The sequence below is a fragment of the Thermobaculum terrenum ATCC BAA-798 genome (assembly GCF_000025005.1).
GTDB classification, from domain to species: domain Bacteria; phylum Chloroflexota; class Chloroflexia; order Thermobaculales; family Thermobaculaceae; genus Thermobaculum; species Thermobaculum terrenum.
The window spans coordinates 1,019,661-1,044,876 of sequence record NC_013525.1; the positions used below are offsets into that span (position 1 = coordinate 1,019,661).

Consider the following 25,216-nt stretch of genomic DNA (forward strand, 5'->3'; position numbering starts at 1 on the left):
ATCTTTATTTTACCTTTTTACGGAATTTATTTTACTTCTCCTGTTGTGTTTGCTGCAGGTTGTACTGCAGCTTCGCTACAAGTTGTGAATAGAAGTGCCTGGGCGGAGTTAGACGGATAAATTGGGCTGTCTCTGGACTGCCCGTAACTAGCAGGTGATCCCCATACTCAACGGGTGTATCTACCAGACCGTCTACGGATAGCAGCGCTTCCTGAGGTCTGGCTAACGTTAGGTCAATATCTGAAGTGCTGGGAAGGATGATAGACCTTACAAAGCTTAGGTGAGCAGCTATAGGAGTAAGCAGTAGCTCGCTAAGCTCTGGTGAAAGTATGGGGCCTCCAGCTGCAAGAGAGTAAGCCGTAGAACCAGTTGCAGTAGCGGCGATAATACCATCTGCTACGTACTTTGCTAGGAGCACACCGTCAACGAACACTGTTATAGCCAAGGAACGGGGCTTGGTTCCCCTGGCCAGAACCGCATCGTTTAATGCTATATATCTGCCGATACAGCTATTATCTCGCATGTGAGAGATCTGAATAGTATGCCTGTGTTCTATTCGATATTCACCATTTACGACCTTCTTGAGGGCCTCTTCCAGCATTTGTGGTGGAACCTCGGCTAGAAAACCAAGTCTGCCAGCAGCGACTCCTAGAACCGGAATCCTATGCTTGAGTCCCAACCTCTGCGCACGTAGTACGGTACCATCGCCCCCTATAGCTATTACAAGTTGGGGTGGGTCGTAAGAATCAGGCTCAATTTCTCTAATATTGAGTATGTGTTGTACTTCAAGGCCGTAACTATGTAGTAACTGGATGGCCTTATTAGCTAGCTGCGAGGCGTCCTCGCTCATTGGGTGGCTTAATATAAGGACACGGTTAATCACTAACATGTTCCTTTGAGGTTTTTATCTTTTCAGACTCGGATATAGCGGCTTCTATCATCATAGGTATGTTAGTAGAGTCCAGCTCATGCAATCTATTGAACCAAGCAATGAACTCCACATTTCCAGCAGGACCTAGTATCGGTGATGGTACAATTCCTTTCAAGGAAAGCCCTTCTGACTTAGCAGATTCAACTATTCTATGAAGTACCTCGTTATGTACTTTCGGGTCTTTCACTACACCTTTCTTTACTTGGTGCCTACCTGCTTCAAACTGCGGCTTTACAAGTAGTAGGTAATCCGCATGTTCTTTGGACAGTGATACTAGTTTGGGGATTACTAGAACCAGGGATATAAATGACAGATCCGCCGTGACTATGTCTACTAACTCAGGTAGTGAGTCAAGAAATCGTATGTTAGTTCTCTCCAGATTTACCACTCTGGGGTCGTTACGCAGTTTCACATCTAATTGACCGTATCCCACGTCCACGGCATATACTTTCTTAGCTCCTCTTTGCAGGAGCACGTCGGTAAATCCACCAGTTGATGCTCCTGCATCTAGCGCTACCTTATCTTTAACGTCTATTTGGAATCTGTCTAATGCATAGGCCAGCTTATAACCGCCGCGACTTACATACGGGAGGGATTCCTTGACTATTACCTTAGTTCCCCTCCTTACCCTTTGATCCGAGCTACGAGCTTTCTCCCCATTTACTGTCACTAATCCTGAGGAAATCAACGCTTGTGCTTTCTCCCTGCTGCTTGCTAGACCAAGCTCCACCATGAGTTTATCTAACCTGATGCTATCCTGATTGCTGGGTGTGCTCAATCGCTCACGACTCCCTGTGGTCGTATTAGGCTCTGCAGGCGATAGTTATTGCAGTGGCAGATAGCTATAGCAAGTGCATCAGCAGCGTCGTCCGGCTTTGGAATGGATTCTAATCTCAGCAGATTCTTGATGAATTGCTGTATCTGCTTCTTTTCTGCTCCACCGTAACCTATGATTGCTTGCTTTACTTGCAGCGGTGTGTATTCAAATATAGGCAGGTTGTGCTCTGCTGCAGTGAGCAGTATCACACCCCTGGCATGCCCTACGGCTAGAGCTGTGGTCGTTGCTCTTGCAAAGAATACCTCCTCTACGGCCACATGCTCAGGCTTCAACTCCTCTATCAGTTCGTCCAACTGCTCGTGGATCATTAGTAGCCTGTGTGGTAGGGGCGTCTTTGATGGGGTGCGTATTACCCCGTATTTTTCGGGCTGGTAACTCTGGCCATCAAAAATTACCAGCCCGAACCCTACTATAGCTGTTCCTGGATCTAACCCTAGTACTCTTATACTCACGCTCTAACCCGTGGCGTTCATGGCCACGTCCGCTTCGGTCTTCATGTTAGTATAGACCTCTTGAACATCATCTAGGTCTTCAAGCTTCTCTATGAACTTGAGTATGCTTTGGGCATCTGTATCCGAGGGTTCTACGTAGGTGTTAGGTATATATACCTTCTCGGCGGATGCTACTTTGAACCCCATCTGCTCCAGGGATTCCTCAACGGACTTCAAGTCCTGAAATTGAGTATATACCTCTACTGTTCCATCCTCTAAGGGTGTCACGTCCTCAGCGCCTGCCTCTATAGCAGCCAAAGCAATATCATCTGCAGTATGTTGGTTATCTGGTTCTACAACGATTAATCCCTTTTCATCGAATATCCAGGATACAGATCCGGATTCGCCTAGTCTGCCCCCTGACCTATTGAACACGTTTCTTATTTCGGATACCGTTCTGTTTCTGTTATCTGTAAGAGTCTCGACCAGAACCGCAACCCCTGCAGGACCGTACCCTTCGTAGGTTATTTCTTCGTAATTTGTAGCGTTGCTACCTTCTCCAGCTGCTCTCTCTATGGCTCTCTTTATGTTATCAGCAGGCATATTGATGCTTCGAGCCTTCTGTATGGCCAATCTCAGTCTGTAGTTGGCTTCAGGGTCGGGACCACCCTGTCTAACGGCTACTGCTATTTCTCTGGATATCTTGGTAAATATCTGCCCCTTGCGCGCATCCGTCGCTTCCTTCTTGCGCTTGATCTGGGCCCACTTTGAATGGCCCGCCATACACGTTCACCTCCCTGTTTTTGCATGTAAAGCACTACTACTAACTTTTCTCATTGTATTCGAATAATAATTATATCAATAACCATCAATGGCCTTTTCTAGCTCGCATGCTTTGCGTCCATCAGCTCATGGATCATATAATCATCTAATAAGCCTATTAGTGAGGAAAAACTTTTGAGCGCTCACATCTCCGAGGAAAGACAACATTCCGTAGAAACCATGCTTTCTCAAGATGTTGGGAAAACTGTTGTTGTAGTAGATTTTGGCTCCCAGTATAGCCAGTTGATAGCTCGCAGGGTAAGAGAACTGAGGGTATATTCACACTTGGTACCCTACGATGCTACTTGGGAAACTGTTTCCAGCCTGAATCCAGGAGCTGTAATTCTGTCGGGCGGGCCAAGTAGTGTCTATGAGCCAAACGCTCCAAGATTGCCCAAGTGGGTGCTTGACTCTGGCTTGCCTGTGTTAGCTATCTGTTATGGACTTCAGCTGATTGCGCACGAGATGGGTGGCCAAGTAGCGCCAGCCAATGTCAAGGAGTATGGTCCGGCAGAGCTGCAGGTGGAAGACGAAAGTTCTCCTCTGTTTGATGGATTACCTAAATCCCAGCGAGTATGGATGAGTCATGGAGACTCAGTTATCTCTCTGCCAGAGGGCTTTTGGTGCATAGGCTCTACAGTCGCTTCCCCTTATAGCGTAGTGACTAATGGCAAGATATACGGCTTACAGTTCCATCCTGAAGTTGTTCATACTCATTACGGTCGTGAAATAATATCTAATTTCCTTTTCAAAATAGCTGGACTAGAGCCTGTATGGACCCCATCTCATTTCATAGAGGAATCTATTCAAAGAATAAAAGATGAAGTGGGTCAAGCCAAAGTTATATGCGCTCTTAGTGGTGGAGTGGACTCATCTGTAGCTGCCACCTTGATTCACAAGGCAATAGGGGATCGCCTCGTATGTATATTCGTTAACAACGGCTTGCTCCGATTGAATGAAGCTGAGGAAGTTCTTGGTGTCCTGCGAGATCAGCAGCACTTGAACATTAGATATGTAGATGCTACAGATAGGTTTCTGTCAGCACTACATGGGGTAATGGACCCCGAAGAGAAACGCAAAAGGATAGGGGAGTGCTTTATCAGGGTATTTGAGGAGGAAGCCTCTAAACTAGGAGAGATAGAGTTCTTGGCACAAGGTACCCTTTATCCGGATGTGATTGAGAGTGCTACCGCCGATACAAAGGCAGCTGCCAAGATTAAAACTCATCATAATGTTGGAGGATTGCCTCCAGATCTAAAGTTCAAGCTTCTGGAACCGCTGAAATATCTCTTCAAGGACGAAGTCAGGGAGGTAGGTAAGAACCTAGGACTACCAGATCACATAGTTTACCGGCATCCCTTCCCGGGTCCAGGTCTCGCTGTGCGTATTATAGGTGAGGTTACACCGGAGCGCCTTGATATTGTCAGAAGGTGTGACGCCATAGTACGTCAAGAGATCGAAAAAGCTGGAATGTACAGGGAAATCTGGCAAGCCTTTGCTGTTCTAACCCCAATACGCACAGTAGGGGTTATGGGAGATGCTCGTACTTATGGTTATTTGGTAGCAGTCAGAGCAGTTACTAGCGAGGATGCTATGACTGCGCACTGGGCAAGAATACCTCATGAAGTGCTTGATAGCATAGGATCCAGGATAGTAAACGAGGTTCATGAGGTCACTCGCGTAGTGTACGACATAACTAATAAACCTCCGGGGACTATAGAGTGGGAGTAATGAGTTCAAGTACTGAAAGAGTTTTGGTAGTAGGATCTGGCGGGAGAGAGCATGCCATAGTTGATGGCCTTATAAGAACACATCCAACTCTAGAGGTATTTGTTTACCCAGGCAACCCAGGCATGTGGCAGCTAGCACAGAGAATCCGACCTGAGGATAACTCTATAGGGGCATTAGTCCGGGCCTCGGTAGAGAAGGGCATAGGCTTGGTAGTCGTTGGGCCAGAGGCTTACCTAGATCAGGGTATCGTTGATGCTTTCACTGCCGCAGGTATCCCATGTTTTGGCCCAACTAAGGCAGCCGCTAGACTCGAGACCAGCAAATCTTGGGCAAAGCAGGTTATGAGGCTTGCTGGAGTGCCTACAGCGGAGTACAGAGAATTCAGCGATCCTTGGGAGATAAGATCATATATCAGTTCTCTTGGTAGGAGAGTGGCTGTAAAGGCTGATGGCCTAGCTGCTGGCAAAGGGGTTTTGGTTACGGATAATCCTGTGGAGGCTGCTGAGTTTGCAGAATTGTATCTATCTTCACCAGGATCAAAAGTAATTGTTGAAGAGGCTCTTAGCGGTAAAGAGCTGAGCCTTTTTGCCTTAGTAAATGGGGATATGGTTGTTCCTTTCTCCCATGCCCAGGATTACAAACCCGCTTATGACGGCGACAAAGGACCAAACACCGGTGGTATGGGCGCTATATGTCCTGCTGACTCTCCATCTGCACTAACAGAGGAATTGACTGAAGAGATCATAACTCCTGTAGCTCGTCAGATGAAGACTATGGGTGTGCCGTTTTGTGGAGTGATATTCGCTGGATTAATGTTGACCGAAGATGGCCCGTACGTGCTGGAGTTCAATGCCAGGTTTGGCGACCCTGAGGCACAAGTAATGATACCTCGCCTCGACGCGGATCTTTATGAGCTTATACAGTGCATAGTAAGCGGACAAGAACTATCAACTCCATTGGCTTTCAAGCGTCTTTTTGCTTGTGGCGTGACTATAGCTTCTGAGGGCTATCCAGTCTCTAGGGCGGAACCAGAACCTATTACCATAGGCAACTTGCCGGAAGGTACGTACTTATATCACGCTGGCACTTCTATTGACAATAATGGTAAGCTGATAGCGATAGGTGGAAGGGTATTTACTGCTGTAGGTCTGGGCAATGATCTTGATGATGCAAGAGATAAAGCTTACTCCCTGGCATCGAGAGTAAGCTTCAAGGGTGCTTGGTATAGGAGAGACATTGGAAGCAACTGGATTGACTTAGCTTGGAGGCGACGAGCGGAATCGAACCGCTGATCGAGGTTTTGCAGACCCCTGCCTTACCACTTGGCCACGTCGCCTTAGGCTATATGCAATTTAGCAAAGGTTTGGCTCTAGTGTCAAAGTAGGTTGCCAATATAAGGAGTGTCTATCATATGGCTAAAAAGAGCAAGAAAGGTGCGAGATCGCAGTCGAAGGCTAGGAGAACTAGATCTGGTTCTACAGCTTCTCCTAGACTTGGTAACGTGGGTTCAGCTTCAGCCGCTCCTGATGCGGTACAAAGCCCTGTAAGCGAACCTACACTACGACAACCTGTGTCTGAACAGTCGGATTCCGTAAGGAGAGTTGTTCCCAGAAAACCAACAGCAGTGACCTCCTCTGTAAGCCAAGAACAGATAATGCAAGAGTTGAGCTACGTACGCTCAGACCTAAAGAGATTGCTGCTAACCATGATTGTGGTGTTGGCCTTTATGGTATTAGCAGGTGTGATTGTTTCCTACATGTAGGATCCATGACGCTAGCATAAGCAAGATCAAAGGCTGCATACCTAGTGATTAGGTATGCAGCCTTTGATTAAACTTAATTCAATTATTCCTCTTCGATTTCGTCTAAGTCTTCGGCCTCTGCTATAGCTGATGTCGAGGTTATAGGAGTTTCCTCTTCCTCCAGCTCTTCTTCGAGTTCAAGCTCTTCAACTAGCTCCTCTTCTTCGACGATAGCGGCTCTACTTACTGCACGAGTCTCGATTGCTGGCCTGGATGTCACAGGTGGGAATGGTAACTTACCATGTGTGTCGGGACTACGATAAGTTTCGCTAATAATAACCTGCACGCTGTCTTGGCTGATGTGCATTACGGTCACAGAATATTTGTTGCCATGAGCCATCAGCTGTATCAGTCTGTTAGCTCTATCAGCCGGTACTACTCCCAGATATTTGCCTGATATGGTAAATACCCTTAGGTAGGGACCATCTACTGACATCTGTAGAGGATCACCAGGCATTAGAGTAGCGAACTCTGTGAGATCTGGAGTATCTTCAAGAGTAACTACTCCAGACCTTCCGGGCTGCATAACAAATGTCCTAACGTTTACCGGGCCGTTATCAGTAGGTTCAATCTCTTCCTGCCCTAAAGCGTCGATACTTGCCTGGATACGCGCAGCATTCCTCTTGGCGATAGCATTAGCTGGGTCTATCTTTAAGGTTTCATTGTATGCTTGTAGGGCTTCCTTGAGCCTTCCCATCTCATTGTAAGCCCTACCTATCCTGTTATGAGCAGATACATCTCTAGGATCTATTTCCAGTATCTTCTGATTTACCTCAATAGCTTCCTGCCATTTGCCCTGCTCACTCAGGTCAATGGCTCTATCTGTCAATCTAGCCTTTTCTCTTCTCTGTTGTGGACTTAACGGCTCACTTTGAATGGTCAATTCAGACACTCCTTACACAGCAATTTTCAAAGCTGGACTGTCTACGAGTTCAGCCTGCATGGACCAAGCGGTGGTATGAGTTATCCTTACTGGAAGTGTTTTCCCAGTTAGATCCTCTTCAGAATCTACGAATACTAGCTTGTTGGTTCTTGTTCGACCCTTCCACTTACCTTTTTGTTTTTCTTCAAATAGCACCTCTTGTATGGTGCCTTCCAGTTGTTTGTTTATCTCTGCTGATATCCTCTCATGCTGCTCTTCTAGTATCCTGAATCTTCTCTGCTTCTCCTCAAGTGGGATGGGATCACCCATCTCGTATGCCTTCGTGCCTGGTCTTGGTGAATAACATGCTATGTGTACCTGGTCTAGCCTCAACTGCTCCAGGACATCGTAAGTCTTTTGGAATTTCTCTTCGGTCTCGTTTGGAAAGCCAACTATTATATCGGTGGCTATGCTTACCCCTGGAATGATAGATCTGACCCTATCAATAAGATCTATGTATTGTTCAATTGTGTATCCGCGTCTCATTGCGCGCAGCACGTCGTTATCACCAGCCTGGAAGGGTATGTTGATATGTTCACATACCTTTGGCAAGTCAGCAACAGCGTGAAGAATCTTGTCCGTCATAGTCCGGGGATAAGAGGTTAGGAATCTTATACGCTCTATGCCAGGAACCTCATGGACTGCATAAAGCAGATCAGCTAGATCTGGCCTGTTAGGTAGATCTTTGCCATAGTGATTAATTGTTTGCCCTAACAAGGTTACTTCCTTCACGCCTCTGTCTGCAAGAAACCGGACCTCTTCCACCACATCGGGTATAGGGATTGACCTCTCCCTGCCTCTTCTGTAAGGGACCACACAGAACGTACAAAACTTATTGCAACCCATTATCACAGGGACAAACGCAGTTACCCCTGAAGCGGAGGAGAGATCATACAGCTGTGTTCCCCATTCGTCTTCTACGGGAGGTATTGAAGCTAGTAGTTCATCTATATCTCCTGCAGGTACGAAGTGATCTACTAGCGGGAACTGTCTATGCAATAGGGCTGTATCGGAGTGCACCATGCACCCCATCATCACGATAATAGTATCTGGTCTCTGCCTCTTTAATTGGCTTAGTGCCCCGAGTTTGCCCCAGGTTCTTCTCTCGGCGCTCTCTCTCACGCTACATGTGTTAAGAATTATGACGTCGGCTTCGCTAGGTTTATTTGTTTCTTTGTAACCAGAATGCTTTAGAGCGTCTGCTGCTCTGCGGCTATCTGCAACATTCATCTGGCAGCCGACGGTCCATATATAGAAGGTGTTTCCTGGCATAGCTAACCTCTATTCTCGCCTGATAGATTATGAAATCTCAACAGATGAAGATTATATCCCAGTCAAGTTTAGGGGATCAAACAATATAGATCTGCTTTACTATAATAGCAAAAACTGGGCTAGTTGATTCTTATCTGTATGAAGGGAACTAGCATCTCCTCTGGAGTTAGTCCCCCATGCTTACCTTTATGGTTGGGATTTCTGTTATTTGGATCATGCTCGTAGCGCAAGACTCTTTTCCCCTTGGGGATCAACAGGTAAGTCCCCATCCTGTCTACTATGCTCGCATTTTCCGACATGCTTCCGTATAGTCCTAGTTCGAGAACTTCCCGAGTATTGAGTATGAATGTATCTTGTCCAAAATGCTCTTCAAGGAAAGCTTGTAGCTCTACCTCTCTATTAGGCCTGGAATAGAGAAGCACCGCTCTGTCGAGGCCAGCAGGAGGAGCTGCGAGCATGTTGGTTAGGTCTGGATAATCGTTGAGCCATCTCCAGGAGTTGAAGTCTATATCACACTGACCATGGTCAGCGGTTATGATTAGTAGCACCTTCTTTCGCGTTATTTGGGGTAAGAGAATATTAGTGAGAGCCCAATCTAGCAGTTCTATCTCGAAATCATGTTGTTTGCTAGACGTACCATAAAAGTGACTGATTGTATCGACCCCTGGCCAGTATGCTTGCACAGTACCCTTATCGTTAATACTGTTAATGGCTTCTACGAGGTTGTAGAAGAAGTCAGAGATTGAGAAGTAAGGGACATAATAAGCGCCTCTATTGTTCATGCGGGATAGGGGACTCTTCATGAACTGCCAGTGATTCAGTAGGATAGCATTTATGCCATGCTGAGTTAATAGCTCGAATACTGTTGGATATTCTATGAGGGCCTCGGGTTGTACCCCAGCTAGCTCTAAGCTTGAGTTAGTAGGAGATGCTGTGAAATATAGAAGATCAATAATTGTCCCCAGCCTATGCTCAAAGAACCTTTGAGATATTATCCCGTGTGCTGACGGGGCTAAAGCAAAACCTAAGGTTGTGAGAGCAGTCACCGTTGTGGATGGGAAGGTAGATGTTAGTTGGTTTAGAACAGCTCTACCGTCTCTAATCATAGAGCTTATTCCAGGAGCTGAACTGTTAGCGATTGCTCTCTCTAGTTGATGGTAGCCTAGGGCGTCTATGAGTAGAGTAACTATTACATCAGCTTGATCCCAGTAATGTGCATTTATCACTGATTCATCTAGAGGCGGAGTACTGATTTCTATATCAAAGTGCCTCAGTATGCTTGCAGGGATGTTGGTTATCCCTCTGCCACTGTAATTTGGAAGTATGGTGTCTTGGTCTGTAGAGATTGCTTCGTTCAATTTCTAAACTAGTAAATCAATCAATAGGGCCTGCGATTTCGATTTTTGTCTATCTATATAAATTCTATCCTAACTCGCTAGAGCTTTTTCCTTAGGTATCTCTATGGTTACGGTCTCCATCCAAGCGCTGGCAGGTATGTTAGGTCTTTCCTGAGATGCCTTTCTGAGGCTGTGTATTTCGTCCGAGGTCATGTCCATTATCATGTGCTTCAGGGCTAGCCTAGCTGTGCTGACCGCAGTACTACGAGTACCAGACACAAAAAGCTCACCCGGGACTCCTGGTACGCTTATCTTATATAGGTTAGGCACGTCAGGCTCACTCTCTACTATTACTATGAAGGAGATCGTTTGCTCTGCAAAAAAGTTCTCTCTCGTGCTCATGCTTAGATGCTAATTGTAATGTTGACATGATGCTAGATCACGCACGAGAGAGAACTAGATCTTTGATCTTTTTTTGATACAAAGACTAGAAGACTAGAGAAAGCCCTCCATCCACGATGATGGTTTGGCCTACTATCATCTCCGCCTCTGGGGTACACAAATATTTTATTACGTTAGCTATATCTTCAGGAGTAACCATTCTTCCTGCTGGAGTTCTCTCTCTGCCAGCAGTCAGCATCTGTTCTGCAGATGCAAAGTACTTTAGAGCCTCGGTTTCCACAACGCTACCTGATACACAGTTCACTATTATCTTCTTTGGGGCCAGCTCAACTGCTAGGTATCTAGTCAAAGCTTCGAGCGCTGCTTTAGAGACGCCCACGCTGGCATAGTCGGGCAATACTCTGAAGGATCCCAGGCTACTGATGCTGATGATCCGACCCCCTCCACGCTCGAGCATATGAGGAACTGTTTCCTGGGCTAGGAACAATAAAGCTCTGGTGTTGATGTTCATAGTCCAGTCCCAACCACTCTCTTCTAGCTGGAGGATAGGTTTATTGGACCCAGATGCAGCATTACTTATTACAAAATCTATGCCTCCTAGCTCATCTAGTACTTGTTGGACCATGCCCTTGATCTTCTCACGGTCTCTAACATCCGCTTTTATGGCTATAGCTTCTGCTCCTAGAGCCTTAAGCTCTTCCAACGTCTCATCAGCCGGACCCCTACGTCTGAGGTAGTTGACTGCTACTTTCGCCCCCTCCTGGGCAAACATCTTTGCTATCGCTTTGCCAATACCTCTGGTCCCTCCGGTGACCAATGCTACTTTGCCTTCAAAAAGCATTATCTGACTCTACCTCCCAAAACTTTGATAGGATCCCAATAACTTCTGCGGATTGTAGTGGTAGGGCTTATCTCAGGTCAAGTGCTATTCTTTTATAGATGTTATCACATTGGGTAAAAGCTTAGTTCTATGAAAGGAAGATGTTTTATGAGTCAAGTACCTAGCTACACCAAACTCTACGCCTTTTATCAGGATGGACTGCAAGAATATCTGAGAGATCTGCAAATGTTGGTAAATCAAGATAGCGGTACAGAGTATAAAGAAGGCGTAGATAGGGTAGCTGATATGTGCATTGATAAGCTGGCATCCTTTGGGTGTAGTATCGAGAGGATACCAAGTGAGGTATATGGGGATGCAATTATAGCTAAGGTAGAAGCCTCTTCCAAGCGCAAAGTGATTTTGATAGGACATATGGATACAGTCTATCCAAAGGGAACAGCTGAGTTACGTCCATTTACTATAAAAGGTGAATATGCTTACGGTCCCGGCGTAGCTGACATGAAATCTGGGCTTCTCCTAGGAATTTATACTCTGAGATTGTGTAAGCACATAGTGAAGAAACTGGATAGAGAAGTAGTAATGGTGCTCAATAGTGATGAAGAGGTGGGCTCTCCCTTTTCTGCAGAGATAATTCGAAATGAAGCCAAGGGCGCTACAGCTGCCTTCGTCTTAGAACCCGGTAGACCTAGGTCCTCTGTAGTGGTAGCTCGTAAAGGCGTCTATAACTATGAGCTTATAGCTAAAGGTAGGAGTGCGCACGCAGGTGCAAACCCTCGCGATGGTCGCAATGCTATTGTGGCTCTAGCCAAGGCTATCACTGAAATAGCTCAATGGGATAAATATCCCAAGGGTGTAACTATTAATGCTGGGACGATTAGTGGAGGTACAAAGCCAAACGTAGTACCCGATTTTGCGAGTGCCTATCTGGATGTAAGGGTCCGTCGGACTGCCGATCTTGAAGCAGTAGAAGAGCACTTTGCCCAGATTTCTGAAAGACTCTCCAAGGATGGTGTAAATGTGCAATTCCATAGAGTCGGATCGTGCTTCCCTCCAATGGAGCCATCTGAAGGCAATCGTTGGCTTTATGAGCTAGCTAAGGATTTAGCTCAAGAGATTGGATTTGAGCTTGGTGCTGTTGAGACCGGGGGAGCTTCTGACGCCAATAACATAGCTATGATGGGAGTTCCAGTCCTAGACGGATTGGGCCCGGTAGGAGAAAAAGCTCACAGCCCTGAGGAGAGGATGTTTATACCAAGTATAGCTGAAAGAGGTGCGTTGCTTTCGTCGCTTATCTTAAGGGTCTGAGTCATGAGGAAGATATTGTATCTTCCTCATGACTCAGTTGCCGTCCTACCTATTTGGGGTTAGCGGAATGAAAGATTTCCCAGCTATCGATGAGGAGTTCTTAAGGTTGAGAACGCTGATTTTGGCGGCTACCTTGTAAGCTATGTTCCTGATGGCCTCTGCCTGGGGGGAATCAGGAGCAGTTACCAGAATAGGCTGCCCTGAGTCTCCTCCCATTCTGATGGCTGGATGCAGAGGCACTTCTCCCAAGAAATCTAGCTTGAGTCTCTTTGCAGTCTCCTCGCCGCCATGCCCAAAAATGTCGGTTCTCTCGTTGCAGTGAGGGCATATGAAGTAACTCATGTTCTCTATAAGTCCCAGGATTGGTACGTTGAGCTTCTTGAACATAGCTATGCCTCGTCCTACATCTGCGAGGGCTACATCCTGGGGAGTCGTCACGATTACAGCTCCTGAGAGGGGCACAGATTGAGCCAAAGTTAGAGATGCATCGCCAGTGCCTGGTGGAAGGTCGACTATCAGGTAGTCTAGTTCTCCCCAATCGACTCTCATCAGGAGCTCCTGGATCATCTTGCCTACCATAGGGCCTCTCCAGATAGCTGGAGTATCGGCTTGCATGAAGAAAGCTGTACTTATGAGTTTTACTCCATGGCTTTCGGCAGGGATTAGACGTTCGCCTTCCTGTGCTGGAGGTACCTCTACTCCGAGCATGATGGGAATATTAGGACCATGTATATCTGCATCCAACAGCCCTACTCTAGCACCACTCTGTTGTAGCGCTACTGCTAAGCCAACGCTCATAGTGCTTTTGCCTACTCCCCCCTTAGCGGAAGCGACTGCGATAGTATGAGCTACACCTGGGAGTAACTGCGTCATGGGGCCAAATCTTCTAGGAGTAACTCTCGAGTTGAAATCTATCTTGACTTCCTTTAGGCCATCAAGCCTAGATAGTGCTTGCCTAATATCGGACTCGATGCGGGATTTCAAAGGACATGCAGGTGTAGTAAGCGTGATCTTGAGATATAGCCTGTCTCCCTCTAGCTTGAGAGTATCTACCATCTTCAGAGAGACTATATCTCTCCCTAATTCAGGATCTTGCACGTTAGATAACACTTCCAATATATTCTTTTCATCTAGGTGGGTACTATTGTTGCCGCCAAACATATACATCTCCTAAGACCGTTCGAAAGACAAAATTGTATTTTCGGTCCAAGCTATTCTATATGGCTGTTCATACTGCGGCAAGCATAGTAACCTTATAAACGGAGGTAAGTTGCATGAGTTATATTGATTTTGAGCAATTTTCTGAAGTTGACATAAGGGTAGGGAGGATCATAAGCGTTGAGGCTTTCCCCGAGGCTAGAAAGCCTGCCTACAAGTTGACAATAGACTTTGGTTCTTCGATAGGAACTAAAAGATCTAGCGCGCAGATAACTGACAACTACTCACCAGATGATCTGGTGGGTAAGTTGGTGTTAGCAGTTTGCAATCTACGACCCAAAAGGATAGCTGGTTTTGTCTCAGAAGTACTGGTACTTGGAGTGCCAGATGAGAACAACAATGTGGTGCTTGTGTCTCCTGATAAGGAAGTCCCGATAGGAGGAAAGCTATACTAGCAACTAGCATTGGAGGATTCTTGTGAGGATTCTAGCCATAGATGTAGGTACTGGCACTCAAGACATACTCCTGTTTGACACCGAACAGACGGTTGAAAATGCCTTAAAGATGGTCATGCCCTCGCCAACTTTAATGGTCTCTAGGAGGATCAGGCAAGCTACCTCAAGACGGCTCTCGATACTTTTCTGTGGTTACCAGATGGGAGGGGGACCATCAGCTTGGGCTCTTAGGGATCACGCGTTAGCAGGACTTCCAGCTTTTGCAACTCCTGAAGCTGCACAGACACTAGATGATGATCTTTCGAAGGTTGAGTCTCTGGGCATAAAGATAGTCAGCGATGATGAGGTGAAGAACCTGAAGGTGGATGTAGTTATTAGGTCGGGCGATGTTATGCTGGAGCAAATCTTGAGCGCTTATGCTTTCTTTGGTGTAGATGCCAAATTTGATGTGATCGCTGTCGCAGTATTTGATCACGGGAAAGCTCCGCCCGATATCAGTGACAGGAAATTCAGGTTCGATTACATTCGCAAAGTTATAGCTAATGGGGAAGGTCTGGCTGGTTTTGCGTATCGTAGAGATGATGTACCACAAAGTATGTCAAGGCTTGCAGCAGTTGCTGCTCAACTAGGAGGATACACCGACGCGATAGTGATGGACACTGCTCCGGCAGCAATCCTTGGTGCTCTTGAAGATCCGGCCAGCTGGCCGGATGATCAGTATTCATCGGTAGTAGTGAATGTTGGTAACTTTCACTCCTTAGCTTTTCATATAGATGAGCAAGGGGTCTTGGGTTTATTCGAGCATCACACAGGAGAGATTAGCCCTGGATTCCTCGAGGAACTGCTGGTAGAGCTAGCTTCTGGTCAGCTTACCAATCAGAAAGTTTTTGATTCTATGGGCCATGGTGCTGAGATCTTTAGGATTCCTGATTCGGGATCTGCGAAGTATGTGGTAGTAGGCCCACAACGGAATGTATTGTATGGCTCTGATCTCAAGCCATATTTCGCCGCTCCTTATGGGGATCAAATGCTCGTAGGATGTTACGGGTTATTGAGAGCAGTAGCGTATAGGTTTCCTAATTATCGTGAAGAGATAGTAACTAGCCTTGAGCGCAAGGAAGTTATCCAACCTGATTGGTGAAGTATGGATCTGCAGACTCTCGAGTTCCTGCTTTCCAATGATGGACAGGATCTAATCGCGGAACTTAAAACTCTCATGTCCGATGGTATCAGTGAGCTGCGATCTCAAGAGATTCTAAGAGCGAAGTATCCTGCCCGGTCGGTGAGTGCCGCTGTAGAGCTTCTGCTTTTAAGACACAGAGCAAGGGATAAATTCAGCCGAGCGGACAGCATGTTCTTTACCAGGATAGGGTTAGAGCAATCTTCTTCTGAGGTGGTATCCAGATATAGGGCTCAACGTTACAAACCGTTTGAGAATGTTGCTGATCTCTGTACAGGTATAGGGGGAGATTTGATCGCTCTTGCTGAGGGGAGATCTTGTACTGCAGTTGATATTGACCCTGTACATCTTAAGATGGCAGAGGTGAATGCTAACGTCTACGAAGCTCGACCATCAGATACTGTGCTGGCAGATGTCAAAGATTTAGCATTCGAAGATTTTGAAGCTGTATTTATAGACCCCTCCAGGAGGTCACAGGATAAGAGGATACTAGACCCTAGATTTGGAGAACCTCCACTTGATTGGTGTCTTTCGATATCGAGTAGAATCAAGAACATCGGTATAAAGACTTCTCCGGGGCTTGACAAGGCCATAATCCCTGAGGGCTGGGAGATTGAGTTTATATCCCTTAGAGGGGATCTAAAAGAGGCTGTCTTATGGTCGCCTAGCATGTCTACCGCGAAAAGAAGAGCTACTTTATTACCGGGAGAATACACATTGGCGGCATTAAGTGTTGCGCCAGTAGTTGTGGATAACCCAGGTAGATATATTTTAGATCCAGATCCAGCTGTTACGCGTGCAGGTTTAGTCTCAAACCTTGCCCAGGAGATAGATGCCTGGATGATCGATGAGAATTTAGCTTTCCTGTCTTCTAATAGATACCTTGCTACACCTTTTGCCAAGACTTGGGAGGTCTTGTACTCGGGAAGGTGGGGATTAAGGCATCTTAAACAAGCTTTGATAGATCTTGACGCCGGATCTGTGGATATAAGGAAGCGTAGATCTCCTATAGATGTTGAACAGCTTCGTAGAAAGCTTGATCCTGTGCTCAAAGGGACTAGTAGATATATGGTTTTCCTAACTGAGCTTAGTGGTAATCCCTGGATGTTTATCTGCAGTTAGGGTTGGGCTTAACCTGATCTCTTTTGAAGAATGATTGCTATCCAATCGGATTCTTGTATTAGATCTACTGGTTTAAGGCCATTGGCTGTAAGTGATAACGCAACCTCATAGTACCTTTCCTCGAGAATGCCGGATACCACCAGATAACCCTCATCTGACATGATCTCCTGAAATCTAGGAGAAAGCTCTATTATCACGCTTGCTATGATGTTGGCAGCTATGAAGTCGTATTGAGCAGTTGCTTTCTCTATAGAACCTTCCAGAACCTGTACCTTATCAGAGATACCATTCCTCTCGACTGTAGATTTAGCTGCAGATACTGCTACCGGGTCTATATCAACCGCGAGTACCTGCTTGGCTCCCAGTTTAGCCATGGCAGCGGCTAGGATTCCTGATCCGGTTCCTAGGTCAAGGCAAACAGATTCCTCATGCATATATCTCTCAATCGCATCCAGGCATAGACGAGTAGTTGGATGAAGTCCTGTACCGAACGCCATTCCAGGATCCAGCTCTATGACTATCTCGTTATTTTGCGGACTATAAGCAAGCCATGCAGGCTTGATTACCAATCTCTCGCCCGCATGGATTATTGGGTAGTGAGCCTTCCATGCTTCCATCCAATCTTCTGGAGATATTTCTCTTATTTGTGGAACGCCTACAGGTCTGATCTGATTCAGATGCCATAACGACTTCGTAATTTCGTCGATTGCCTGCTGAGAATAATGATCTTCTGCTACGTAGGCCGAAATTATAACAGGCTTCGTAGTATCAATTACATAATTCCCCCAGCTTAACTCGTCAACTATTGGTTCCTGTATAACCACTGTGTGCTGGTAGCCATATCTAGAGAATATCTCTATTACCGAGTCAACGGCTTCTCGGTCAGCCTCTACCTTGATCTCTATCCAATTGATGTTATTACCTTTATTGTCTTGCTTTGTTTCTTCTATTCCCAAGAACAACTCCTATTTGTTGTCGCGTATGTTCTAAACCAAGAGAGCGCCAAATAGGCGCTCTCTTGATGATAGCAGTACTAATTTTACTAGCTTTCTTATGACAGCAGGCTCTGCTCGGTTTCCTTATCAAACACGTGGATCTTGTTAGTGTCGAACTTGACAGCCACGGTCTGACCCGGCTGGAAGTGCATATCCGGGTGTACCCTGGCGACAAATAGCTCGTCGCCTGCCAAGAGGTGCAGTATCGTCTCATTACCTAGAGGCTCAACGACGTCGACCTTAATGTTCGCCGTATCCTCGCTTGGGGCTTCCGGATAGACCTCGATATTCTCGGGTCTTATGCCTAGGACGATTTCCCTATTGTTGTAACGACCAACTGCATCCTTCATCCTTGCAGGTACTTCAACAGTGAAGGCATCATGATTCAGGAATACACGATCACCTTCCATGGATACTCGTACATCAAAGAAGTTCATTGCTGGGCTCCCTATGAAACCAGCCACGAACATGTTAGCAGGTCTGTCGTAAAGCACTTCTGGTGTGTCTATCTGCTGAAGTACTCCATCTCTCAGAACCGCGATGCGATCACCCATGGTCATAGCTTCCGTTTGGTCGTGAGTAACGTAAATAGTAGTTGTCTGCACTCTTTGGTGAAGCTTGGAGATCTCAGCTCTTGTCTGAACTCTTAGCTTGGCATCAAGGTTTGACAGAGGCTCGTCCATGAGGAAGACCTGCGGTTCACGCACTATAGCTCTGCCGAGTGCTACTCTCTGCCTCTGACCGCCGGATAGAGCTTTGGGCTTTCTATCCAGCAGGTGTTGTATACCGAGCATACGAGCTGCCTCTTTGACGCGCCTATCAATCTCAGCCTTCGGTGTCTTTCTCAACTTTAGTCCGAACGCCATGTTGTCATAGACGCTCATGTGCGGATACAGAGCATAGCTCTGGAACACCATTGCTATGTCCCTGTCCTTGGGAGGGACATCGTTCACTCTACGGTCACCTATATACAGGTCACCAGAGGTGACGTCCTCAAGTCCTGCTATTAACCTAAGAGCTGTGCTCTTACCACACCCCGAGGGCCCTACCAAAACCAGGAACTCTCTGTCCCTTACCTCGAGAGTTAGGTCGTTTACCGCTGTGACATTACCGAACTGTTTAGTTACATGGTCGAATACGACTCCAGCCACCCTAATCCTCCTTAGACAAGGTTGTATTGTAGATACCGGTTATATAGATCATATATAATTTTGAGCCCCTTTGCGGAAAAGAATATACCTAGTTTGGGAATCTGTCAAGTGTTAAGCGCTGTTTAGTTGTTATGATGATGCGGAACGGAATATAACTACCTCTATTTTGCTGTGGGATTAGAAAAGGCAGAAGATCAATGGCTTTGCTCACAAGAGACGAGAAGAAGCGTGCTGCGATAGTATCTGTAAGTGCGGCTATAATACTGACTCTAGCTAAATTGCTAGTAGGTCTAGCTACCGGTAGCCTTGGCATGTTGTCAGAGGCTGCTCACTCTGGATTGGATCTAATCGCTTCCCTGATAACCTTTTTGTCTGTTAGGATAGCCGAAGCTCCCGCAGATAGTGAACATCCTTATGGTCATGGAAGGTTTGAGAATCTTTCTGCAGTTGTTCAGTCCATTCTTCTCACCTTTACAGCACTCTTTATCATTTATGAGTCAATCCAGCGCATATTCATAAATGAAGCCTTAGTAGAGCCTAACGCCCTAGCTTTTATTGTCATGGGACTTAGCGTAGCAATCGACTACTGGCGCTCTGGAATGCTCGCTCGAGTGGCTAAGAAGTATCATAGCCAAGCTCTTGAAGCTGATGCACTGAACTTCAGAGCTGATATGTTCAGCTCGTTAGTCGTGATATTAGGCTTGGCTATAACATCTTATGCTCAGACCTACGTGGGTGTGAACTCTTTCCTTTACAAAGCTGATGCGGTAGCCGCCGCTATAGTTGCGTTGTTCATAATGTTTATGAGTGTCAGACTTGGACTGAAGGGTATAAAGGTGCTGCTGGATACTGTTCCCTCTGACCTGCAAACTCGTATGACTGAAGCTGCTGCATCTGTACCTGGAGTTTTGCGTTCTCAACCAGTCAGGTTAAGAGAATCTGGAGATAGATTATTTGCAGATGTGGTAGTGACTGTGCCTAGAACTATAACTCTGTCTGAGGCTCATGACATAACTGAGAGAGTCGAGGAGTCTCTTCGTCAGGTAGAACCTAGAACGGAGGCTGTGGTTCATGTGGAACCAGGTGCTACTGATCAAGAGACTGTGCTGGATAATATAAGGGCTATTGCTCAGCAGATGGGTATTAGGACTCACCATGAAGAGGTGCATCAAGTAGATGGGGGGCTGGAGGCATCCTTACATATAGAGGTCCCTCCTGATCTTACTTTACGAGATGCTCATTCCCTCGCACACAGGCTAGTGTCAGCTTTGCGCCAGGAAACACCCAGCCTTTTGAGGGTAGATACGCATATCGAGGTAATATCCGAATCTCCTGGGGAGAGAGTCGAGATAAAGCAATCAGATATGGATCTCAAGAGAAAGCTAAAGCTACTAGCTGAAAATGCCGTCCCAGGATGCCTTTGTAAGGAAGTGAGAGTGTACAGATCTGGTGAAGGTTTGCAGGTAGTTTTGCACTGCCAGTTTCCTGGTGATCTCTCCATATCGAACGTGCACCTAGACACAGAGAAGATCGAGCATGTAGTTAGAGACGAGATCGGAGAGGCCGCGAAAGTCATAGTACATGCCGAGCCCGATTAGCCTCTAGACTCTCTTATTCTCGCAATTAACAGAGTCAAAACGAATATTAGTAATGCGATCACCAATGTCCGAATTAAATCATCCCATGGCATACTTATACTCCTAGTTACTAGAGCAAGTTCATTCTATACTGAACATATGGATGAGGACAACATGATGCTACCGGGTATGGAAAACTCTAGCGAGCAAGAGGATATACACTCTCAACCCTTAGCTGCTCGAATGAGGCCCAGAAATATTGATGAGATAGTGGGGCAGGAACATCTGCTTGGTCCAGGTAAACCACTGAGAGCAGCAATAGAGCGAGATTCCATACCGTCCATCATACTGTGGGGGCCTCCTGGTACTGGAAAGACTTCTCTTGCTATGGCTATAGCTGAGACAACATCCTCGAATTTCGTGCATCTAAGTGCTGTTAGCGTAGGAGTTCCAGAGCTGCGTCGCGTAATAGAATCCGCAATTAGACTGAAACGCAACCTGAGAAAGAGGACGATTGTATTTCTAGATGAGATACATAGATTTAATAAAGCTCAGCAAGATGCAGTACTACCTCACGTTGAAAATGGAAGTATTACCCTGATTGGAGCTACTACTGAGAATCCTAGTTTTGAAGTAAACTCTGCTTTGTTATCAAGGTGTAGAGTGTATGTACTCAACCCTCTGAGCGAGGAGCATATCAAGCTGATCCTGAAGAGAGCGATAGAGGATAAGGAGAGAGGTCTGGGTTCATACGCTCTACAGGTGGACGACGTTGCCTTAGAATTTCTGGCAGATCTTGCTAATGGTGATGCTAGGATAGCTCTGACTGCTCTAGAAATGGCTGCACGTGTTGCTAATGATGGTCATATAGACGTGGACCTGATCAGAGAAGTCGTCCAACGCAAGGTGCTCCTCTATGATAAATCTGGTGACCAGCACTATGATCTTATTAGTGCCCTTCACAAGAGCATAAGAGATTCAGATCCTGATGGTTCACTTTATTGGTTAGGTAGGATGTTGGAGGCAGGAGAGGACCCTCTATATATAGCTCGAAGGCTTATCCGGATAGCCACTGAAGATGTCGGTATGGCCGATCCGAATGCTCTTGTTGTTGCCGTAGCAGCACAACAGGCTGTGCATTTTGTGGGTATGCCCGAAGGCAATCTGGCACTTGCTGAGGCTGTTGTATATCTTTGTAAGGCTCCTAAGAGCAATGCCCTCTATCGTGCTTATGAGAAGGTCAAAGAGGATATCGAGACTACGAGAAACGAGCCTGTGCCATTGCACCTAAGGAATGCTCCCACGTCTCTTATGAAGGCTCTAGGATACGGCATGGATTATAAGTATGCTCATGATTTTCCTAATGCCAAGGTAGATCAGGAACACTTACCAGAATCATTGAGAGGCAGGAAGTACTATACACCTGACGATAGTTCTAGTTCCTAGAAGCTGATTCATGGAGCGGGCCCTGCTTTAAATGCCCGCTCCATGACATACTTCTAACTTACCTTTACAATCCCGACCAGCACTTCTTGATCGTTTATCTCCAGCTTCTCCTGATATGCGCCGTCTGGACTACCTTGTGTATTGATAGATTCAGCTAAAGTTTCGTTTCTAATATAGTCTGCATACTTGTCAATCGCTCTCAGAACGTCATCTCCCCCTTGTAGATAGATGCGTATGCGATCCTCTATCTCTAGGCCAGCAGACTTGCGCATACTTTGTACATGTCTGACTACATCACGAGCTATTCCTTCATGCAGGAGGTCCTCAGTGATTTCAGTATCAAGAGCTACTACATAACCGTTGGCACTCGCACTTGCCAAGCCGGGGCGATTGTTTTCACGAACTAAAATCTCTTCAGGCTGGAGTTCTATCTTTTGTCCTTCTACATCGATTGATACCGCTTCACCAGATGCTACTTTTTGAGCTACAGAGGATGCATCCATAATTGATAGGGCTTGACGGATCTTAGGTACTAGTTTGCCGTACTTGGGCCCTAGAACTGGTAGATTAGGTAGTATTGTGTATTCGACTAGGTCCCCAGCCGAAGCAACAAGCTTCATCTCTTTGATATTGAGCTCATCCAATATCTGATCCTGAAGCCTTTTCACATACTCAGCTGACTGCGCATCAGGTGTTTTGACCAGGATGCGCCTGAGAGGTTGCCTTACTTTGATATTCGATTCATTTCTGGCTGCCCTGCCTAGCTCCACTACCTGAAGTACTGCTTCCATAGATCTTTCCAGCTCCGCATCTAACATCTCAGGGTTGGATACTGGGAAGTCACAAAGGTGGACGCTCTCTGGAGAAGCAGGATTATGTGTTCTAACAAGGTTCTGATACATCTCTTCGGCGATGAATGGGATGAACGGAGCTACTAGCTTGCTCAAAGTCACCATGCAGTTATAGAGTGTGTAATAAGCTGCCTGCTTATCGGCATCGTTTATACTCTTCCAGAAACGCCTCCTGTTACGCCTTATGTACCAGTTAGAGAGTTCGTCTATGACAAATCTCTCTATCTTCTTGGTGGCGTTCATCATGTCGTATTGATCCATGAAATACCTGACATCATTTATGAGAGTATTGAGTCTGGAGAGTATCCATCTATCCAGCAACGTTAGGTGATTTTTGTCAAATTCTGTAGTGGGAGTGTAGTTGTCTAATCTAGCGTAGGTTACAAAGAAGCTGTAGGAGTTCCACAGTGGAAGGATAAATCTTCTTCTTACTTCATCACCTATACGGTAACCAAAATTAAGATTCTGCGCTGGATTATGACTACAGAACAACCAGCGCATTACATCCACACCCATCTTATCTGCGGCGTCATCGAACCATATAGCGTTGCCTTTGCTCTTGTGCATCTCTTCGCCCTTTTCATCTCTCATTAGGGCGTACCCTAGCACAGTCTTGAACGGGGGTTTGCCTTCAAGGGTGGCACTCATCGTAAGTAGTGAATAGAACCAGTTGCGAAATTGCCCTGGGAAGCTTTCAGTTATGAAATCCGCAGGGAACCATTCTTCCCAGTATTTACGGTCATGGCGATAGCACAAAGTTGAGAAGGGTACGATGCCAGCGTCTAACCATGGATTCCCAACGTCTGGAATGCGGCTAACTTTTTCTCCGCAGTTTTTGCATGCTATCTTGACTGCATCAACCCAAGGTCTATGTGGGCTATGGCCTTCGAATTGTTCCCATCCTTCGACAGCCCTTTCCTTGAGCTCAGTTTCGGATCCTATGACCTCGAATGTGCCACATTTCTGACATTCATAGATTGGAAGAGCCAGACCCCAATATCGCTTTTTGCTGATCATCCAGTCTTCCATGTTTCTCAACCAGTCCAGCTCTCTATCCTTACCGAAGGATGGGATCCAATTTATCTGCTCCGTTATATCCATAAGCAGCGGGCGCAGCTCATCCATTGAGATGAACCATTCATCCACCAACCTGAAAACAAGCTCTGTGCCACAACGCCAGCAGACTGGATATCTATGCAGGTAGTTTTGAGTTCTATAGAGTATACCCTTTGCCCTGAGGTTATCTGCTATGTCCTTAGCCACATCATGCACGTACTTGCCAGTAAGCTGGCCGAAGCCTTCCAAAAACACTCCTGATTCATCGATTGGAGCTATTACCGGCAGGTCGAACTCTTTGGAAAGGGCGAAGTCCTCTTGACCGCAACCAGGAGCTATATGGACTATTCCTGTACCTTCCTCTGGACTAACCTCGTCCCAGGCTATTACTCTATGTTCTTGTACCTGTGCAGGAAGTTCATCGAAAGGACCTTTATACTTCCAACCGAGTAAATCTGCTCCCTTGAGCCTGGTTACTTCTTCGTAATCTCCCTTAATGGCATTCTTTACAGCGTCAGCGGCAAGATAATAAATCTCATCCCCTTGTCTGATTTTTACATAGTCTAGATCCGGGTTAACAGCTGCAGCCACATTCGAGGTCAGCGTCCAAGGAGTTGTGGTCCACACGAGCAGATGCTCGTTATCTCGTTCTAGCAGAGGGAATTTTACGAACAGGCTGAGGTGCTGAATCTCCCTGTATCCCTCAGTAACTATCTCATGTTGAGAGATACCTGTGCCGCATCGAGGGCACCAAGGCATAACATCATGCCCCTTGTAGATCCAGCCTTTTTCGTAGCACTTCTTGAGGAATCCCCATATGGTGTAATTGTTCTCATCCGACATAGTAAAGTAGGAGTTGTCCCAATCCATCCACTCAGCTAAGCGAATGGATTGCCTGGTTATAACGTCAGCAAAGTGTAGTACCCTTTTCTTGCATTCCTCTACGAACCTGTCTATGCCGAACTTCTCGATATCTCGCTTGGTCTTAAGTCCGAGCTCTTTTTCAACCTCAACTTCGACCCATAACCCCTGGCAATCAAATCCATTCTGATATCTCTGACGATGACCAAGCATTGTATGATATCTCTGTACCACATCTTTATAGGTCCTACCCCAAGCATGGTGTACACCCATAGGGTTATTGGCTGTTATTGGTCCATCTAGGAAAGAGAATCTTTCTGGAGAGTTATCATTCTTATGTAGGTATTTCTCTAGTATTTGATTTTGATTCCACCAGTTTTGTACTTCATGCTCTAGCTTGACAAAGTCAGATTTATTCTCTACTTCTTTGAACATAGTAAAACCTCCCTATTACGGAGTACTCGTTAAATTCAAATGGCTCGTCCTCAGCTGAGGACGAGCCGATCATTACCAGCCCGCGGTACCACCTCTATTAGCGTTGCCGCTCTCTCAGTGGATGCGATATCACATCCTGCCACTGATAACGGGTGGCAAATCCGTCCGCGTCTACTGCGCTTTCGCGGTTCGGGCGGAGGCTCTGGAATGATCTTCAGCTCGCCCCACGGCATCTGGCTCTCACCTTACCCAGACTCTCTGTGCCGCGCAACTCGAGCCTACTAGGTTTCCTTCAC

General features: G+C 46.3%; 22 protein-coding genes, 1 tRNA gene and 1 other annotated feature (1 of these 24 running past the window's edge). Of the genes, 9 read left to right on the plus strand and 14 right to left on the minus strand.

The window, feature by feature from the left end; genetic code table 11:
• Nucleotides 1-31 precede the first annotated feature (31 nt).
• Genes TTER_RS04825 through TTER_RS04840 form a run of 4 tightly spaced genes read right to left on the minus strand, consistent with a single transcriptional unit; the run spans nucleotide 32 to nucleotide 2,983 of the window.
• The gene (locus tag TTER_RS04825; RefSeq protein WP_012874907.1) at nucleotides 32-883 is read right to left on the minus strand and encodes an NAD(+)/NADH kinase; all 852 of its coding nucleotides are present in this window, start codon (nucleotides 881-883) and stop codon (nucleotides 32-34) included.
• Nucleotides 876-1,709: a TlyA family RNA methyltransferase gene (locus tag TTER_RS04830; protein WP_012874908.1), complete on the minus strand. Its 834-nt coding sequence runs from the start codon at nucleotides 1,707-1,709 to the stop codon at nucleotides 876-878. The genes TTER_RS04825 and TTER_RS04830 overlap by 8 nt, the downstream gene beginning before the upstream one ends.
• Nucleotides 1,706-2,215, minus strand: a complete 510-nt coding sequence (gene ruvC, locus TTER_RS04835) for a crossover junction endodeoxyribonuclease RuvC (protein WP_041424724.1) — start codon at nucleotides 2,213-2,215, stop codon at nucleotides 1,706-1,708. The genes TTER_RS04830 and ruvC overlap by 4 nt, the downstream gene beginning before the upstream one ends.
• A 9-nt stretch (nucleotides 2,216-2,224) precedes the next feature.
• Nucleotides 2,225-2,983 (minus strand): YebC/PmpR family DNA-binding transcriptional regulator, encoded by a 759-nt coding sequence (locus TTER_RS04840; protein ID WP_012874910.1) that lies wholly within the window; start codon nucleotides 2,981-2,983, stop codon nucleotides 2,225-2,227.
• 219 nt (nucleotides 2,984-3,202) lie between these two features.
• On the opposite strand from TTER_RS04840, the gene guaA reads away from it, so the two are divergent.
• Together guaA and purD are read left to right on the plus strand one after the other, a co-directional pair.
• A complete protein-coding gene (gene guaA / locus TTER_RS04845; protein WP_041424725.1) occupies nucleotides 3,203-4,753 on the plus strand; it encodes a glutamine-hydrolyzing GMP synthase in 1,551 nt (516 codons plus the stop codon).
• Complete coding sequence (gene purD / locus TTER_RS15310; RefSeq protein WP_012874912.1) at nucleotides 4,753-6,045, plus strand: phosphoribosylamine--glycine ligase; 1,293 nt, start codon at nucleotides 4,753-4,755, stop codon at nucleotides 6,043-6,045. The genes guaA and purD overlap by 1 nt, the downstream gene beginning before the upstream one ends.
• Here the strand turns inward: purD and TTER_RS04850 are convergent.
• Nucleotides 6,016-6,089 (minus strand) — tRNA-Cys (locus TTER_RS04850). The genes purD and TTER_RS04850 overlap by 30 nt on opposite strands.
• Before the next feature lie 75 nt (nucleotides 6,090-6,164).
• On the opposite strand from TTER_RS04850, the gene TTER_RS04855 reads away from it, so the two are divergent.
• Nucleotides 6,165-6,515, plus strand: coding sequence for a hypothetical protein (locus tag TTER_RS04855; protein ID WP_012874913.1), 351 nt, complete (start codon nucleotides 6,165-6,167; stop codon nucleotides 6,513-6,515).
• A gap of 82 nt (nucleotides 6,516-6,597) precedes the next feature.
• Here TTER_RS04855 and TTER_RS04860 read toward each other — a convergent pair whose 3' ends face one another.
• From TTER_RS04860 to fabL, 5 genes are all read right to left on the minus strand, one after another.
• Nucleotides 6,598-7,437 carry a tetratricopeptide repeat protein gene (locus tag TTER_RS04860; protein WP_012874914.1) on the minus strand — a complete coding sequence of 280 codons (840 nt, stop codon included), beginning with the start codon at nucleotides 7,435-7,437 and terminating at the stop codon, nucleotides 6,598-6,600.
• A 12-nt stretch (nucleotides 7,438-7,449) separates the two neighbouring features.
• A complete protein-coding gene (gene miaB, locus TTER_RS04865) occupies nucleotides 7,450-8,748 on the minus strand; it encodes a tRNA (N6-isopentenyl adenosine(37)-C2)-methylthiotransferase MiaB (RefSeq protein WP_012874915.1) in 1,299 nt (432 codons plus the stop codon).
• 119 nt (nucleotides 8,749-8,867) lie between these two features.
• The gene (locus TTER_RS04870; protein ID WP_012874916.1) at nucleotides 8,868-10,106 is read right to left on the minus strand and encodes an alkaline phosphatase family protein; all 1,239 of its coding nucleotides are present in this window, start codon (nucleotides 10,104-10,106) and stop codon (nucleotides 8,868-8,870) included.
• 69 nt (nucleotides 10,107-10,175) lie between these two features.
• A complete protein-coding gene (locus TTER_RS04875) occupies nucleotides 10,176-10,487 on the minus strand; it encodes a hypothetical protein (RefSeq protein WP_012874917.1) in 312 nt (103 codons plus the stop codon).
• A gap of 85 nt (nucleotides 10,488-10,572) precedes the next feature.
• Nucleotides 10,573-11,328, minus strand: coding sequence for an enoyl-[acyl-carrier-protein] reductase FabL (gene fabL, locus TTER_RS04880; protein WP_012874918.1), 756 nt, complete (start codon nucleotides 11,326-11,328; stop codon nucleotides 10,573-10,575).
• 147 nt (nucleotides 11,329-11,475) lie between these two features.
• On the opposite strand from fabL, the gene TTER_RS04885 reads away from it, so the two are divergent.
• Entirely contained in the window at nucleotides 11,476-12,633 is a 1,158-nt protein-coding gene (locus TTER_RS04885; RefSeq protein WP_012874919.1) for a M20 family metallopeptidase, read from the plus strand.
• Between the two features lie 45 nt (nucleotides 12,634-12,678).
• Here TTER_RS04885 and TTER_RS04890 read toward each other — a convergent pair whose 3' ends face one another.
• Nucleotides 12,679-13,794 carry an Mrp/NBP35 family ATP-binding protein gene (locus TTER_RS04890; RefSeq protein ID WP_012874920.1) on the minus strand — a complete coding sequence of 372 codons (1,116 nt, stop codon included), beginning with the start codon at nucleotides 13,792-13,794 and terminating at the stop codon, nucleotides 12,679-12,681.
• A gap of 113 nt (nucleotides 13,795-13,907) precedes the next feature.
• On the opposite strand from TTER_RS04890, the gene TTER_RS04895 reads away from it, so the two are divergent.
• From TTER_RS04895 to TTER_RS04905, 3 genes are all read left to right on the plus strand, one after another.
• A complete protein-coding gene (locus TTER_RS04895) occupies nucleotides 13,908-14,246 on the plus strand; it encodes a tRNA-binding protein (protein WP_012874921.1) in 339 nt (112 codons plus the stop codon).
• A gap of 22 nt (nucleotides 14,247-14,268) precedes the next feature.
• Nucleotides 14,269-15,387 (plus strand): DUF1786 domain-containing protein, encoded by a 1,119-nt coding sequence (locus tag TTER_RS04900; RefSeq protein ID WP_012874922.1) that lies wholly within the window; start codon nucleotides 14,269-14,271, stop codon nucleotides 15,385-15,387.
• A 141-nt stretch (nucleotides 15,388-15,528) separates the two neighbouring features.
• Nucleotides 15,529-16,548, plus strand: a complete 1,020-nt coding sequence (locus TTER_RS04905; RefSeq protein WP_169302623.1) for a class I SAM-dependent methyltransferase — start codon at nucleotides 15,529-15,531, stop codon at nucleotides 16,546-16,548.
• An 8-nt stretch (nucleotides 16,549-16,556) separates the two neighbouring features.
• Here TTER_RS04905 and prmA read toward each other — a convergent pair whose 3' ends face one another.
• Together prmA and TTER_RS04915 are read right to left on the minus strand one after the other, a co-directional pair.
• The gene (prmA, locus tag TTER_RS04910) at nucleotides 16,557-17,504 is read right to left on the minus strand and encodes a 50S ribosomal protein L11 methyltransferase (protein ID WP_012874924.1); all 948 of its coding nucleotides are present in this window, start codon (nucleotides 17,502-17,504) and stop codon (nucleotides 16,557-16,559) included.
• Nucleotides 17,505-17,599: 95 nt separating this feature from the next.
• Nucleotides 17,600-18,694: an ABC transporter ATP-binding protein gene (locus TTER_RS04915; protein WP_012874925.1), complete on the minus strand. Its 1,095-nt coding sequence runs from the start codon at nucleotides 18,692-18,694 to the stop codon at nucleotides 17,600-17,602.
• 197 nt (nucleotides 18,695-18,891) lie between these two features.
• Here TTER_RS04915 and TTER_RS04920 point away from each other — a divergent pair, with 197 nt between their 5' ends.
• Both TTER_RS04920 and TTER_RS04925 read left to right on the plus strand, forming a co-directional pair.
• On the plus strand, nucleotides 18,892-20,292 hold the full coding sequence (locus tag TTER_RS04920) for a cation diffusion facilitator family transporter (RefSeq protein ID WP_012874926.1): 1,401 nt from the start codon (nucleotides 18,892-18,894) through the stop codon (nucleotides 20,290-20,292).
• A 153-nt stretch (nucleotides 20,293-20,445) separates the two neighbouring features.
• On the plus strand, nucleotides 20,446-21,717 hold the full coding sequence (locus TTER_RS04925) for a replication-associated recombination protein A (protein ID WP_012874928.1): 1,272 nt from the start codon (nucleotides 20,446-20,448) through the stop codon (nucleotides 21,715-21,717).
• Nucleotides 21,718-21,770: 53 nt separating this feature from the next.
• Here the strand turns inward: TTER_RS04925 and ileS are convergent, their stop codons facing one another.
• Entirely contained in the window at nucleotides 21,771-24,920 is a 3,150-nt protein-coding gene (gene ileS, locus TTER_RS04930; RefSeq protein WP_012874929.1) for an isoleucine--tRNA ligase, read from the minus strand.
• 53 nt (nucleotides 24,921-24,973) lie between these two features.
• Nucleotides 24,974-25,216 (minus strand) — a binding site (T-box leader) (it continues 9 nt past the right edge of the window).

Excerpts from the sequence above, each read along its gene's own strand:
- TTER_RS04840 (WP_012874910.1), bottom strand. The coding sequence starts at position 2,983 with ATGGCGGGCCATTCAAAGTGGGCCCAGATCAAGCGCAAGAAGGAAGCG.
- guaA (WP_041424725.1), top strand. The coding sequence starts at position 3,203 with ATGCTTTCTCAAGATGTTGGGAAAACTGTTGTTGTAGTAGATTTTGGC.
- purD (WP_012874912.1), top strand. The coding sequence starts at position 4,753 with ATGAGTTCAAGTACTGAAAGAGTTTTGGTAGTAGGATCTGGCGGGAGA.
- TTER_RS04855 (WP_012874913.1), top strand. The coding sequence starts at position 6,165 with ATGGCTAAAAAGAGCAAGAAAGGTGCGAGATCGCAGTCGAAGGCTAGG.
- miaB (WP_012874915.1), bottom strand. The coding sequence starts at position 8,748 with ATGCCAGGAAACACCTTCTATATATGGACCGTCGGCTGCCAGATGAAT.
- TTER_RS04875 (WP_012874917.1), bottom strand. The coding sequence starts at position 10,487 with ATGAGCACGAGAGAGAACTTTTTTGCAGAGCAAACGATCTCCTTCATA.
- fabL (WP_012874918.1), bottom strand. The coding sequence starts at position 11,328 with ATGCTTTTTGAAGGCAAAGTAGCATTGGTCACCGGAGGGACCAGAGGT.
- TTER_RS04885 (WP_012874919.1), top strand. The coding sequence starts at position 11,476 with ATGAGTCAAGTACCTAGCTACACCAAACTCTACGCCTTTTATCAGGAT.
- TTER_RS04890 (WP_012874920.1), bottom strand. The coding sequence starts at position 13,794 with ATGTTTGGCGGCAACAATAGTACCCACCTAGATGAAAAGAATATATTG.
- TTER_RS04895 (WP_012874921.1), top strand. The coding sequence starts at position 13,908 with ATGAGTTATATTGATTTTGAGCAATTTTCTGAAGTTGACATAAGGGTA.
- TTER_RS04920 (WP_012874926.1), top strand. The coding sequence starts at position 18,892 with ATGGCTTTGCTCACAAGAGACGAGAAGAAGCGTGCTGCGATAGTATCT.
- TTER_RS04925 (WP_012874928.1), top strand. The coding sequence starts at position 20,446 with ATGATGCTACCGGGTATGGAAAACTCTAGCGAGCAAGAGGATATACAC.
- ileS (WP_012874929.1), bottom strand. The coding sequence starts at position 24,920 with ATGTTCAAAGAAGTAGAGAATAAATCTGACTTTGTCAAGCTAGAGCAT.